The sequence below is a fragment of the Enterococcus sp. C46 genome, from assembly GCF_040887565.1.
Taxonomy (GTDB): Bacteria; Bacillota; Bacilli; order Lactobacillales; family Enterococcaceae; genus Enterococcus_B; species Enterococcus_B lactis.
Window position 1 is genome coordinate 65,433 of the sequence record NZ_JBFOGA010000002.1, and the last position, 13,445, is coordinate 78,877.

Genomic DNA, 13,445 nt, shown 5'->3' on the forward strand with positions numbered 1-13,445 from the left:
CAAACAATGGAGAATCAAACAATTTTATCAGTAGAAAACATCTCGGTCAGCTTCCATGTTCGTCACCGTGAATTAAAAGCGATCAGAAATGTCTCATTAGAGCTAAAAGAAAAAGAAACATTAGCCATCGTTGGTGAATCAGGATCAGGAAAATCAGTTCTGACAAAAACATTCACCGGGATGCTGGAACAAAACGGCAATATCACTTCAGGAACGATCCGCTATAAAGACAAGATATTAAGCGAATTGAAAAAGGATGAAGAATGGGAAGATATTCGGGGAAAAGAAATCGCGACGATCTTCCAAGATCCTATGACTTCACTGAATCCTATCAAAAAAATTGGCTCACAAATCTCAGAAGTCATCATCAAACACCAGAAGAAATCAGCGAAAGAAGCGAAACGCTTAGCTGTCGAATTGATGGAAAAAACAGGAATTCCTAATGCGGCAAAAAGATATGATGAATATCCTTTCCAATACTCTGGTGGGATGAGACAACGGATCGTCATTGCTATTGCATTGGCTTGCCGACCTAAAATCTTGATTTGTGATGAACCGACAACCGCTTTGGATGTAACGATCCAGGCACAAATCTTGGAACTAATCAAAGAGCTTCAGGAAGAATATCAATTCACAACGATTTTTATCACCCATGATTTGGGCGTTGTCGCGGCTATAGCAGACAAAGTAGCTGTTATGTATGCTGGACAGATCATCGAAAGCGGAACAGTTGAAGAAATTTTTTATGATCCAAAACATCCCTATACATGGAGCTTGCTTTCTTCTTTACCACAATTAGCACAAAAAGGAGATGTGCTTTACTCTGTACCAGGAACACCACCTTCTTTATATAAAGATATCCAAGGAGATGCTTTTGCGCCTCGCAGCGCCTATGCGATGAAGGTCGATTTTACTAGTGAACCGCCTATGTTCCAAGTATCCGAAACCCATTTTGCGAAGACTTGGCTGTTGGATCCTCGTGCACCGAAAGTACTTAAACCAAAACAAATCGAAAATCTTCATGAAAAAATGATTGCTTTGGCTGCAGAATTGGATAGTGAAGAACAAGACGGGGGGAAGCAAGTTGTCAGCTGATAAAAAAACTTTGTTAACTGTAAAAGATTTAGAAATCACTTTTGGAGAAGGAAAAAGCAAGTTCGTAGCTGTCCAAGACGCCAACTTTGATATTTATAAAGGAGAAACATTCTCTCTCGTAGGAGAATCTGGTTCAGGCAAAACGACGATTGGCAGAGCAATCATTGGGTTAAATCCGACAAGCAAAGGGGATATTCTCTTTGAAGGGAAAAAGATCAATGGTCCCTTGTCGAAAAAAGAACAAGCAGAAAAAATCCGTAAGATCCAAATGATATTCCAAGACCCATCCGCATCGTTGAACGAACGGGCAACAGTAGAATATATTATCTCAGAAGGCCTCTATAATTTTAACCTGTTCCACTCGGAAGAAGAACGTTTGGAAAAGGTGGCAAAAATCATCAAAGAAGTCGGACTACTTCCAGAGCATATGTACCGCTATCCTCACGAATTTTCCGGCGGTCAAAGACAACGGATCGGAATCGCTCGTGCATTAGTGATGGAACCTGAATTAGTCGTAGCAGACGAACCAATCTCTGCTTTAGATGTTTCGATCCGTGCGCAAGTGTTGAACTTACTGAAAGATGCACAAAAAAAACGAGAAGTGACATATCTTTTTGTCGCTCATGATCTATCAGTCGTACGTTTTATTTCAGATAGAATCGCTGTGATCAGACAAGGACATATTTTAGAACTAGCTGAAACAGAAGAGTTATTCAACCATCCGATTCATCCATATACAAAGGCATTGCTTTCAGCTGTGCCTATACCAGATCCTATTTTAGCAAGGAAAAGAAAATTACATGTGTATGATCCTAGCATACACGATTATACAAAACACGGTCCGGTTTTCGAGGAAGTACGCCCCGGACATTTTGTATACGGGAATCAAAAGGAATTAGAAGCGTATCGAAAATTGTGAGATCTGCAGTTTGACTGAGCACCGAAAATCAGGTGATCAAACATAATAGTTAATCGATATTTTGGTAAAAGCAAGGGGAAGACAGAGGAGTCTTACCCCTTCTTAGTCCACAAAGGGGTGGATGAATTGGAGGATTGTTTATTTTGTAAAATAGTGAATGGAAGATTGCACCGAAGAAAAATAGTTGAGAGTGAAAATATTCTTGTATTTTTAGATAACGCAAGAGATGTCGATGGTCATATGATCGCTCTAGTCAAAAAACATTGGGTCAATTTAATTGATTGCGAGCAAGAACTATTTATCGAATTGATGAACGTCATTCGAGCGGTTTCTCTTCATTGTGTCGAAAATTGCGGTTTTGATGGCGTCAATTTGATCAAAGCAGAAGATGAGACAGTAGAAGAACATGTCTCTCACCTTCATTTCCATATTATTCCTAGAAAAAAACAAGATGGGGTGGATGCTTGGCCCTTATTTACCGGCGCGATGAATGATTTAGAGACTATGCACCAGCTTCTTGATATGAGACAAAGGACAGGAGAAAAATCCAGTGCATAAAAGAGAAGAATGTACGCTCTTAGATACGATTCATTCGGTTTTTAATAAAAAAAGATAAGGTAGCGAGTTGCTTAGAAAACTTGCTATCTTTTTTTGTTAAAACGACTCGGAATGTTTGTTCTTTGTTCTGACTTTTCCAAGCCTTTTTCTTCTTGATACTAATTTTATGAAAAATCAAGAAACAATTGTTATACTAGGTAATGCTGACAAACGGGATTGGCATTGCATTTTGATTCAGCTTCTTTTCAAATCACTAGGAAGGAGGGATAGATTGTTCAAGACTTATTTTCGTTTCAATAAAATACAAGATAATCCTTTTCGTATCATGAACCTGATGCTACTTATCTTTATCGTATTGTGGTTAGGTTACATAAATCATGACTTTTTGATTTCAAGTTTTTCATCCTTAGGGATCTTTACTTTTTTCTATTATCAAAACATACCGATGAAATCTTTGTTGAAACGTATGTTTTTGATTGGTTGTGGTCTTTTGTTTGCTTTCGTTCTAGGGATTTTGTCAACTTATGTTTTATGGCTTGAACCATTTGCTGTAGCTTTGGTTGCTTTTTCCAGCAGATTTGTGTTGCGATTATTCCATATCTCTAAACCAGGTGGCTTGTTTTTTGCGATGCTTTCTGCCATGGGAACGAGCATGCAGCTGCCAATCGCTCAATTACCGATCGTCTCGCTTTATTTTTTTATGGGTGTCGTTTTTGCCCTGATTGCGGCAGTGATTACAAAATTACTGGATTCACGGCCTGAGCAGACAATTGAAAAAGCGACTCTAAAAGAAAGGTTTTATGAAGAGCCTTTGGTGATCATTGATTCTGTTTTCTACAGTGCCGCCTTGTTTCTGTCCGTTTATGTCAGTCATGGCTTGAATCTGCATAATCCTTATTGGTTGACCTTGTCATGTGCATCGATTTTGCTGGCGGAAAATTTGGATGCGATGAAGCATCGACAAGTCCAATATCTGATTGGATCGATGGGTGGGTTATGTGTGTCAGCAGTCTTGTCATTTGTGCCGTTCACGCAACTGCAGACGATTTTTCTGATTACGTTTCTTTATGGAATCGCACAATTTCTAGTTGCTAGAAATTACGCGGTTGCTAATATTTTTCTTAATCCCATGGCGTTGATGCTATCTACACTTATTCGCGGGGCCTATCTGATGTCTTTGATCGAATATCGTTTTTTAGGAATCATCATAGGAAGTTTCATCGGTTTAGGTGTTGCGTGGGTAATGAATGTCGGACTGCAACATTATTTAAATGTCGTTCGAAAGAAATTAGAATAGAAGGACAAATAGAAGTATATGTGCTAAAAAAGGTTGTGAAAAAGTCATTTTCACAACCTTTTTCTTAATACTCAAAACTGAGCGGCTTTTTCACAACCTCATCTAATCGAATGATACCTCAAAGCGGACAGAAGAGGGGAATTCCGCAATGATTTCGTTTAACATAGTTGGTTTCACGTTTTTTACCTCTTTTCTGTGTTTCCAAACTGGTCGCACTTTTTCTTCTGATGCAACGATTTTATGTCTATCCGAGTGAGCTACATGTTTCAAAAGATAGACGAAATTGATTTGCTGATAGGCTTTATCTGTGTTTCCTTCAATTGAAAAGGTAGTTTCAATAAGGGCAAGCAAACGGACGATTTCTGTTTCATAACCAGTTTCCTCCAGCATTTCGCGAACAACGGCTTGTCGACTTGTCTCCAAACGTTTGACCGCTCCGCCAAGCAACACTTGGATGACCTGTTTATCGTTTTCCCTGCTCAAAAGAATATCATCTGTTTCCTCATTCCATAAAATTCCAGATGCCCGTATATCAAATTGAAAATTCTCTTCTACCATACGCAAATCATTTGTTTCCATTCCAACGCCCACCAATCTTTTTCGCAAAAAATTTTTATTTATGTTGGCGGATGGATAAACTTTTTTGAGATAATCAACGTTTTACTTGAAAGTCGTACAGATATTCTTGCTTTCTCCATAGTGAAGGTTCTACACGTCGCTTTTCCGTAAGAGACAAGCTAATTAGGTCGAGTTCCCAAATGATTAGATTATTATCATGATCATGGGTAGCAATCGCTACGTGTTCATCATCAATCACGGAGACAATAAATACCCCACTAAGATCCATGTTTGTCGGGAGTTTTTTAGTAGTTTCTGCAGTCTCAAGATCAATAAAGTAGATCGTGCCGTTACTTGAAAAGTAAACAAGCTGATCTTTATAAATAAAACTTCCTTTTGAAAAACTGAATCCTATATCTTCCAGTATTATTTCTCGGTCTGTTTCTTTAAATGTATACGATGAATCTTTCAGCGAATAGCTAAATAATCCAGCTCGCCGATTATTAGCAAAATCAAAAGCCACTCCGTATAAGTGGTTTTCATGAACATTTAGCCGATAACCTATCAGATATTCACTCCCTTCTATATTGGGGAACGAACCAAGGTTCTCACTGATAAGCGTATCTTCAGAAAGATAGAGTCTATCAACAAATAATTTTCCTATTTCTTCGTCACGTAAAATATAGAGAGACTGCTCATCGTTTCCAGTCGAAAAAATATGCCCGTTGATAATCGTATAGTCATTATTAAAATAAAGATTGTTTTGATAAAGGATGTCATTGGTATCTGGATAGCCATGATTGAACAAAGTAACCAGCTTCCCGTCCAATATGACGCTGTCTATTCCTGTATGTTCTTTTGTTTGGCGCTTTTCCTTTTCGATTTTTCCTGAATGAGGTGTATAAACGAAGTCATGCGTTCGATCAGATAAAAAGACTTTTTGATCATGTTGTACGAAAGTGCCTAGTTCCAGTCCTTCTGTTTTTAAAATCACTTGATCCTTCTTTCCGATACCAACGAATCTGCCAGATGTTACAAACTTGTCCATTGTATTCGAAAAATAGAGATAATAATCATAATCACCTGTCAGTTTCTTTTCCTACACCAGTACATCCCGATATCCCTAACAATAAAAGGAACCCCAAGCTAAGAAATAGGTATTTATATTTCATGACATCTCCTTGTTAACGGTCATATTCTAAAAAACATTCCCATATTATTCCACCTATTACCGATTTTTTCATTCTCTAACACTCCTTTTATTTTTTTATATTTCAACAATTACAGTGTATTCTAACTAGCAATCAAATGTAAGACACAAATCATTGCGCCATATATTCAATTCCTAAATTTTCCGTTATAGTTAATATGGGAGAGAATACTTAAATGAAAGGAGCGAGGGATGGAGATCCATCAGTGGTTGCGTGAGAAGAGAAGGGAAAAAGGGTATACTCAAAAATGGGTGTCACTTCAGTTACATATTACAAGACAAGGTTTGTCCAATTGGGAAAATGGCCGGTCATATCCAAGTTATGAGATGCTCTATAAATTGATTTGTTTGTATGGATGCTCAGCTAAAGAGATTTCAGAACTGTTTACAAGAGAAAGAGAAACAAAGAACTAGGATACACCATTTCTTTTTTAAGATCCCAATCGTTATAGACTCTTTTCAATTACAAATGTTTCTAATATAGTTGATATTGAGGGAAATGGATGCGGTTTAACAACGAGGAGGATGCTTGGATGGTATTTGCTCGATGGCTGACAAAAAAAAGAAAAGACCGAAGTTATACACAAGATTTCGTTGCACGACAATTAGGTATCACAAGACAAACACTTTCCAAATGGGAAACAGGTCTATCGCGTCCCAGTTACGAGATGTTACAAAAAATTTTTCGTTTTTACGACTGTTCGCAAAAAGAAGTAGCTGAATTGTTTAAGACAATCGGAAACGGTAAGATGTGAATGTGGGAAGAATAATTGGTAGATCATATGTAATAATAAAACTTATTTCCGAAGAAGCACCTTTTGGAACACTATTCATTCGGAAAAAGTGATTGTGACACGACTTTTGCCATAGCCACGTTTTAGCAGGTTGACTTTCTTTTTGACATTTGATACCATTCAGAATACAAATCGTAATTATTTCGATTTGCATTCTTTAACATGACTACAATCAAAGAAGAAAGTGGGTCGTCTATATGGAAAAAACAGATATCTCAAGTGCGTATCGCCGTTTGAAAAGCCCAAATATCAAAACACGAAAACGTGCGTTGAAAATCATCAAAGATGTGAAACGAAATAGTGGAAAAAGGTAAGAAGAAGGAAACTTAATAAAAAAATGAGGTTGTGACAGAAGTGGTCAGCTTCAAGAAATAAGAAGGAATTGACGAAATTTACTTCTCACATTTTTGTGTAATTTCGGCTTATTTCCGAAGAAGCTACTTCTGGAACACCGGTTATTCGAAAAAAGGAACTGCGACACGATTTTTGTCACAGTTCTATTTTCAATTATTTTTGTTTATTCCCACTCGAAAATAAAAAGATAGCGTATAGAATTATTTCGCTAATCTAAAGGTTTGCAACATATTATAATATGTTTAGAATACGATGGATTTTATAGAGTATTATCATTTTATTTACTTATTTCTACGTATTAATGTGTTAAAATTTTTTCTTGCTTATCTAGGACAGTTAAATCTAACGTATTTTTAGTAAAGTTTATAAACTTTTTGTCATGAGTCACAAAAACAACGGTAGCATGATGTTCGACATTCAATTTTTTTATGATGCGAAAGACTAATTCAGCATTTTTTTCATCAAGATTACCTGTAGGTTCATCTGCAAAAATATAAGAAGGTTTTTTTAAAATTAATCTAGCTAACGCAATACGCTGCTGTTCTCCGCCGCTTAATTCATAAATCTTTTTCTCTAAAACATTGGATAGACCTACTTCGAATAAACTGTGTAACATCATTTCTTTTTTCACTTTTTTATTCATTTTTTGGTTTTTTAATGCTATAAGTAGATTACTTTCGACACTTTCATCGTTTATTAAACCGAAATTTTGAAAGATATAGCCAATCTTATCTTTTTGTAGTAAATGAACTTCTTTAGCACTAGGATTTTCTATACCTTCAAATATGATTTTTCCACTATCAGGTTTTTCCAGCAAGCCTAACAAGTTTAATAAAGTTGTTTTGCCACTCCCGCTTTTTCCATAAATACATAAAAAGTCACCATCTTTAATCGTTAAGGAGAATTGTTCAAAAATTTTATTTTTTCCATATGAAATACCAACGTTTTTTATCTCTATCATCTCTAAACTCCTTTTTTTTCTATGCTTGGCTTGTTAATAGAAGTGCTTAAGTAATACATGGTTAATAAAGTGATAAGTAATTCTAAAATGCTCCAGCAAGTAATTATAAAAATAATATATTGGTTTCTATAAAGGATGAATAATACTGATACAAGAATGATATCTAATAAGATAATTGGCATGACTATTGGAGTAAAGAGTTTTATAAAAGAGTATCCAAAAAGTCTCTTAATATGCAAGCTATATCTATATTTTTCTACGATTAATTGGTAGGATGAAAAAACATTAAAAATTTGGATTACAGTTAAACAAATCAATAGAATTCTTATAGTGTAAATCAATGTTTTCTTTGTATTCAATTCTTCAGCTCGGAAATTGTAAATTGAAATAGTATTCTGGATGCTTGGTAAAGTATTTGTTTTGATAATGGTCGGTAATAAATAATTAAATCCATCCTTTTTTCTGTTTGAACAAAAGAAGATGTCGTCAACCAGGCTGCATAAAAACTAGCATCTAGATTTCCTGTATCTACTATAGAGATTGGATCAACTATAGTAAAGTCTTTTTTATCAATGTGAGGATTATACGTAAAATATTTTTGATGACTTTTCACATATATGATGTTTATTTTTGCATTTATCGGTTCTGAAGACGCGCTCGTAGCTCGCCTCAAAAAAGAAAAATATTCCAGATATTGCGATTCAATTTCTTTTTCAAATTTATTCAAGAAGTCAGGCACTAATAGATTCAAATGGTTAGGTGAATAGATTATTTTATCTATAGGAGATTTTCCTTGAGTATCTATGATCGGGTTGTGCGCGAAATAGTTTTTATTGATAATGATCGATTTTCCAACAGGAGAAGTCAATTGTTCAATATCACTATGAGTATTCATTTCATAGAGCGGTTTTCCATTTGATAGTTTTTCATAATTGGATGAGTTTATTAGGAATAATCCTTTTTTATTTGTTGCCTCGTTAAAAAAATTTTTCAAATTTTTCTCGTAAGGACGATATTCATCTGGATCATTCGTGATAAATCTTAATTGTGTGGCATAGATATTCTTTGTTTTCTCCCAATAGACATTTTGATTTTGGTGCTGAACCAATACCTGTTGATCTTTTAATAATGAAGTACCTAAAATAATAATGGTTGTTGCAACTGCTAATTTACAGAATAGATTAAAGGCTATCCCAAAGCTGCTGTAATTGTTGCCTTTTAAATTATTGGGATGATTCGAGCGATAAATGAGTTTAATAGATAGATAAATACAGATAGAATACAGCGTAATGAGTAAAAGAGTGGTCAATAATGACAAAGAGAAAAAGGAAATTATAAATGGCATTCCTTTATAACGGATAAAAAAGTATGGGACAATAATAAGGCTGACGATAGATAAACTCAATAAAAGTACACGTATGATAGGAATTGTAAAAGAACTTAAAGTATCTTGGATACTCCAGCCAAATAGTTTAAATAGAGTGATTTTTTTAGTTTGTTTAATAAGAAGTTGGATCAATATTGCTAAATTAACTACCAATAATAGAAACCATACTAAAATCAATAAATATTTGTCGAAAAACTCTTTGCGGACATTTAGGTTGTAACTATCATTGTTATCGGTTTGTATAGTTCCTAGTTTATTGATATCTCTGAGAAACGCGTGGATCTGTTTTTGAGTGTTTCCCTGAATATAATAGACGCCTGAAATCCCTGTTTCAGGAATGTCGGCGAACTTTTTTAGCTCTAGGTCAATTTTTGAATTTGTCCAAACGAAATCTTTTCTAGATTTTAAAGTATCTGTACTGCTTTCATTTGGATTCCCTAGAGTAGTAAATTCATTCTTCATTGTTTGATTTGTATATATTTTTAAATCGGAGTCACTAGAAAATATATATTTAAAGATTTCAATTTGATTGTTGTTTGCTGTTTCAATAATAAAATCAGCTTGTTGCTGAGGTTCTCTTAACATTGAATTAGATTCGACTAGAATAGTAATCTTTTCTTTATCTTTATAAAGTAATTTATTTAACTCTAATTGGTCAATAACTGAAAGGAAAATAAAAACAGTTAATATTAATTGGGCAATTATTCCTATGTAAACATATTTTTTCATAATATCTCCTTTAATAATTACTTAAACAGATAGCTTCATACTGTGATTTTTTGTGTTTTAATTAACGAAAGTTATAATATGCTTTATTTCCACCAAAAAGAGTCCAGCCAACACTTGCGTTACTCCATTGATATGGCGCTTTCCAACCACCACTATTAAACGTTCCGTTTCCGTTCTCGCATGAGGCATGGCCCTCTTTTGTATAGTGTTGGTATTCAGAAATATTACGGTTGCCATTCTGGCCTCTACGCCACCAGCCACCACCAACGGCACTTGAAGCATATCTTGATGAACTATCGTTTTTATTATCTTTTGTTTCAATTACAGTAGTATATGCATCTACATTTTCTTGCCCACCAGAGTATAAAGAGTCCTGTGTAGCATTAGCAATAGGTACTACTATTCCAATGGCTGTTCCGGAAATTAACAAAGTACTAATAATTATTTTTTTCATTTATATCTCCTTTTAGTATAAAGCTATCTCAATTAAAGATAGCGCTTACAACGATGGTTGTCAATAGTTGAAAATAAAATGTCAAGCAATTAGCTCAGAATATTTTTTCTATCGGAAAATGTTTGTATTGATTAAGGTAATACTAGAGTTATCGAATATATTTTTATTATGGTTTACCTTATTTAAAATTATTATTGTTATTTAGTATTAACTATAAAAGTTTCATTTTTTATTATTTGAGAACACATATTGAATCATGTCCAGAACTGTTAAATAATTAGCAAGAAATATTTGGTAAGGAACAAAGAAGACTAAAGGAGCGGACATATAAAAAACGCTTATGAAGTACTATTGAAGGAATTTTCATGTTTTGTCAAAAGTAAATCAATTAAAATTACGTATAAAGTAATTGATGAAATCTTTTAAAAACTTTGTAACTGTGATAAAAGTGTGATAATGAAAAAACAAACAGCCAACAAACATTGACATATCAAAATTTGTTGGCTATTTTTGATTATTCCCACTCCACTGTTGCTGGTGGTTTAGAAGTGATGTCATACACGATACGGTTGACATGGGCTACTTCGTTTACGATACGTACAGAGATTTTTTGCAAGACTTCCCATGGGATACGGGCAAAGTCAGCTGTCATTCCGTCGATTGAAGTCACCGCACGGATACCGACTGTGTAGTCGTAAGTACGTCCGTCACCCATAACACCGACAGAGCGGATTCCTGGAAGAACAGTGAAATATTGCCAGATATCACGGTCAAGTCCAGCAGCTGCGATTTCTTCACGCAAGATAGCATCAGATTCGCGTACGATTTCTAGCTTGTCTTCAGTGATTTCGCCAAGAACACGAATACCAAGACCAGGGCCAGGGAATGGCTGACGCCAAACGATTGAATCAGGCATGCCTAATTGAGTACCTAATTCACGGACTTCGTCTTTGAATAGTGTGTTTAATGGTTCGATCAATTCAAATTGCATATCTTCTGGCAGTCCACCTACATTATGGTGAGATTTGATCGTTTGTGCTGTTTCTGTACCAGATTCGATAACGTCAGTATACAACGTTCCTTGTGCTAAGAAAGAGACGCCTTCTTCACCAGCAAGTTTTGTTGCTTCGTCATCAAAAACATATACGAATTCATTCCCAATGATTTTACGTTTTTGTTCTGGGTCAGATACACCTTTCAACTTGTCTAAGAAGCGATCTCTTGCATCGACTTTGATGATGTTCAAGCCGAATTTTCCGCCTAGACTTTCCATTACTTGTTCCGCTTCGCCTTTGCGTAGCAGACCATGGTCAACGAAGATAGATGTCAATTGGTCACCAATCGCTTTTTGTAAAAGAACCCCAACGACACTAGAATCAACGCCGCCTGAAAGACCAAGCAAGACTTTTTTGTCACCAACTTGTTCACGGATTTTTTCTACTTGCATATCGATAAAGTTATCCATTGTCCAGTTACCTTCACAGTGACAAACATCAAAGGCAAAGTGGCGCAGCAATTCGATTCCGTATTCGGAATGACGTACTTCTGCATGGAATTGGATACCGTAAAAATTACGTGTGGTGTCTTGGATAGAAGCAATCGGACAATCTTTGCTTGTTCCGACTGTTTCAAAGCCTTCAGGAACTTTGGTTACCAAGTCGCCATGGCTCATCCATACTGTTTGTTGTTTTGGTGTTTCTTTAAACAAGACAGCTTGATCGCTTGTTACTTCTAACAAGGCTTTCCCATATTCGCGGTTTTTAGCAGGCTCTACGGAACCGCCAAGTTTGTATGTGATCAATTGCATACCATAGCAAATCCCTAATACAGGAATACCTAAATTGAAGATCTCAGGATCGATCCCAAATGCATTCTCATCATATACACTGTTTGGTCCGCCAGAAAGAATGATTCCCTTTGGATTCATCGCTTTTACTTCTTCTGCAGTAATGCGGTGGCTCAATAATTCGGAAAAGACTCCAAGATCACGAATACGTCTTGTGATCAATTGGTTATACTGACTACCGTAGTCTAATACGATAATCTTTTCAACGTTCGTCATATCGGCAACGTTTGTCAAATTTATTACCCCTATCCCTTTAAATTTTATCTCAAAATAGTCAAACTATTTTAAAATGCTAATATTTTCGCATGAAAATCGAATCGATGATATGATTTTCAGTTTTATGGAGAATTATATCGGCTCTTCCTCGTGTAGGCAAGATATATTCCTGTAAATTTTTCAAATTCACATTTTTCCATACATCTTTTGCCATTTTAAAGGCTTCTTCACGATCTCCGATAGCAAAACGATAATAATAATTCTCTGGATTTTGGAAAGCCGTATCCAGTAACGCGCCAAAACGATCCAAATACCATTTTTCGATCAGCACGGGATCGGCATCGACATAGACAGAAAAATCAAAAAAGTCGCTGACGTAGATTTGCTGATTCGCAGGTAATTGAAGCGTATTGATCCCCTCAACGATCAAGATATCAGGTTGCTGGATCAGCTCGTACTTATCTGGAATGATATCATACACATCATGTGAGTAAACAGGTACTTTTATCTCTTCCTGACCAGATTTTACACGATTCAAGAAGTCGATCAGCATCTCCATATCATAACTTTCAGGAAATCCTTTGCGATCCATAATTCCACGCTCTTTTAATATACGATTTGGATAAAGAAATCCATCAGTCGTGATCAGCTGAACATTTCTTCGTTTGAAGGTACGAGACAAAATCGTCTGCAGCAGTCTGGCTGTGGTACTTTTTCCAACGGCTACGCTTCCGGCGATCCCGATAATAAAAGGCGGTACTTCTACGTATTTATGAAGAAATAAACCTTTACTCAAGAACAAAGATTCGAATTCTTTCATATATAGATATATCAGATGAGCAAGAGGTACGTAGATATCTCGAACATCCTGCATGGAAATGCGGTCATTCAAACTTTTGATATTATCTAGTTCATCTTGTGTCAAAGGTGCTTGCCCATTACGATAAAATTCTCGCCATTCTTCTCTTGCCACACGGTAGTAGTTCATTGGATCATTCATATTAGCCTCCTGCGTTCTCCCATCAATGGAACTATTTTAACACAAAATAAACACAAACCCCACCACT

At 35.7% G+C, this 13,445-nt stretch carries 14 protein-coding genes; 7 read left to right on the plus strand and 7 right to left on the minus strand.

Annotation, left to right across the window (positions count from 1 at the left end; all coding sequences use genetic code 11):
- The first annotated feature begins 6 nt into the window (after positions 1-6).
- From AB3I27_RS03465 to AB3I27_RS03480, 4 genes are all read left to right on the plus strand, one after another.
- Positions 7-1,095 (plus strand): ABC transporter ATP-binding protein, encoded by a 1,089-nt coding sequence (locus AB3I27_RS03465; RefSeq protein ID WP_222896949.1) that lies wholly within the window; start codon positions 7-9, stop codon positions 1,093-1,095.
- On the plus strand, positions 1,085-2,014 hold the full coding sequence (locus AB3I27_RS03470; protein WP_002316542.1) for an ATP-binding cassette domain-containing protein: 930 nt from the start codon (positions 1,085-1,087) through the stop codon (positions 2,012-2,014). Before AB3I27_RS03465 ends, AB3I27_RS03470 begins: the two co-directional genes overlap by 11 nt.
- Positions 2,015-2,140: 126 nt before the next feature.
- Positions 2,141-2,572, plus strand: coding sequence for an HIT domain-containing protein (locus AB3I27_RS03475; RefSeq protein WP_002313932.1), 432 nt, complete (start codon positions 2,141-2,143; stop codon positions 2,570-2,572).
- A gap of 271 nt (positions 2,573-2,843) precedes the next feature.
- Positions 2,844-3,869, plus strand: coding sequence for an FUSC family protein (locus tag AB3I27_RS03480; RefSeq protein ID WP_147606806.1), 1,026 nt, complete (start codon positions 2,844-2,846; stop codon positions 3,867-3,869).
- Between the two features lie 102 nt (positions 3,870-3,971).
- Here AB3I27_RS03480 and AB3I27_RS03485 read toward each other — a convergent pair whose 3' ends face one another.
- Both AB3I27_RS03485 and AB3I27_RS03490 read right to left on the minus strand, forming a co-directional pair.
- A complete protein-coding gene (locus AB3I27_RS03485) occupies positions 3,972-4,448 on the minus strand; it encodes an NUDIX domain-containing protein (RefSeq protein WP_087063492.1) in 477 nt (158 codons plus the stop codon).
- 73 nt (positions 4,449-4,521) lie between these two features.
- On the minus strand, positions 4,522-5,421 hold the full coding sequence (locus AB3I27_RS03490; RefSeq protein ID WP_002320656.1) for a hypothetical protein: 900 nt from the start codon (positions 5,419-5,421) through the stop codon (positions 4,522-4,524).
- A gap of 408 nt (positions 5,422-5,829) precedes the next feature.
- Here AB3I27_RS03490 and AB3I27_RS03495 point away from each other — a divergent pair, with 408 nt between their 5' ends.
- The 3 genes from AB3I27_RS03495 (at position 5,830) to AB3I27_RS03505 (ending at position 6,745) form a co-directional block, all read left to right on the plus strand.
- Complete coding sequence (locus tag AB3I27_RS03495) at positions 5,830-6,051, plus strand: helix-turn-helix domain-containing protein (protein ID WP_002309857.1); 222 nt, start codon at positions 5,830-5,832, stop codon at positions 6,049-6,051.
- A 119-nt stretch (positions 6,052-6,170) separates the two neighbouring features.
- Positions 6,171-6,392, plus strand: coding sequence for a helix-turn-helix domain-containing protein (locus tag AB3I27_RS03500; protein WP_002335117.1), 222 nt, complete (start codon positions 6,171-6,173; stop codon positions 6,390-6,392).
- Between the two features lie 236 nt (positions 6,393-6,628).
- The gene (locus AB3I27_RS03505) at positions 6,629-6,745 is read left to right on the plus strand and encodes a putative metal homeostasis protein (protein ID WP_002288644.1); all 117 of its coding nucleotides are present in this window, start codon (positions 6,629-6,631) and stop codon (positions 6,743-6,745) included.
- Between the two features lie 338 nt (positions 6,746-7,083).
- Here AB3I27_RS03505 and AB3I27_RS03510 read toward each other — a convergent pair whose 3' ends face one another.
- The 5 genes from AB3I27_RS03510 to coaA form a co-directional block, all read right to left on the minus strand.
- Positions 7,084-7,746, minus strand: a complete 663-nt coding sequence (locus tag AB3I27_RS03510; protein WP_222896950.1) for an ATP-binding cassette domain-containing protein — start codon at positions 7,744-7,746, stop codon at positions 7,084-7,086.
- Between the two features lie 355 nt (positions 7,747-8,101).
- Entirely contained in the window at positions 8,102-9,862 is a 1,761-nt protein-coding gene (locus AB3I27_RS03515) for an ABC transporter permease (RefSeq protein ID WP_235688704.1), read from the minus strand.
- A gap of 61 nt (positions 9,863-9,923) precedes the next feature.
- The gene (locus tag AB3I27_RS03520) at positions 9,924-10,316 is read right to left on the minus strand and encodes a bacteriocin (protein WP_002309853.1); all 393 of its coding nucleotides are present in this window, start codon (positions 10,314-10,316) and stop codon (positions 9,924-9,926) included.
- 514 nt (positions 10,317-10,830) lie between these two features.
- On the minus strand, positions 10,831-12,396 hold the full coding sequence (gene guaA, locus AB3I27_RS03525) for a glutamine-hydrolyzing GMP synthase (protein ID WP_002298578.1): 1,566 nt from the start codon (positions 12,394-12,396) through the stop codon (positions 10,831-10,833).
- A 58-nt stretch (positions 12,397-12,454) separates the two neighbouring features.
- Positions 12,455-13,378 (minus strand): type I pantothenate kinase, encoded by a 924-nt coding sequence (gene coaA, locus AB3I27_RS03530; protein ID WP_002288627.1) that lies wholly within the window; start codon positions 13,376-13,378, stop codon positions 12,455-12,457.
- Between the last annotated feature and the right edge of the window lie 67 nt (positions 13,379-13,445).

Coding starts and splice junctions, on each gene's coding strand:
- AB3I27_RS03465 (WP_222896949.1), top strand. CDS start 7: ATGGAGAATCAAACAATTTTATCAGTAGAAAACATCTCGGTCAGCTTC.
- AB3I27_RS03505 (WP_002288644.1), top strand. CDS start 6,629: ATGGAAAAAACAGATATCTCAAGTGCGTATCGCCGTTTGAAAAGCCCA.
- AB3I27_RS03495 (WP_002309857.1), top strand. CDS start 5,830: ATGGAGATCCATCAGTGGTTGCGTGAGAAGAGAAGGGAAAAAGGGTAT.
- AB3I27_RS03500 (WP_002335117.1), top strand. CDS start 6,171: ATGGTATTTGCTCGATGGCTGACAAAAAAAAGAAAAGACCGAAGTTAT.
- AB3I27_RS03515 (WP_235688704.1), bottom strand. CDS start 9,862: ATGAAAAAATATGTTTACATAGGAATAATTGCCCAATTAATATTAACT.
- AB3I27_RS03520 (WP_002309853.1), bottom strand. CDS start 10,316: ATGAAAAAAATAATTATTAGTACTTTGTTAATTTCCGGAACAGCCATT.
- coaA (WP_002288627.1), bottom strand. CDS start 13,378: ATGAATGATCCAATGAACTACTACCGTGTGGCAAGAGAAGAATGGCGA.
- AB3I27_RS03510 (WP_222896950.1), bottom strand. CDS start 7,746: ATGATAGAGATAAAAAACGTTGGTATTTCATATGGAAAAAATAAAATT.
- AB3I27_RS03485 (WP_087063492.1), bottom strand. CDS start 4,448: ATGGAAACAAATGATTTGCGTATGGTAGAAGAGAATTTTCAATTTGAT.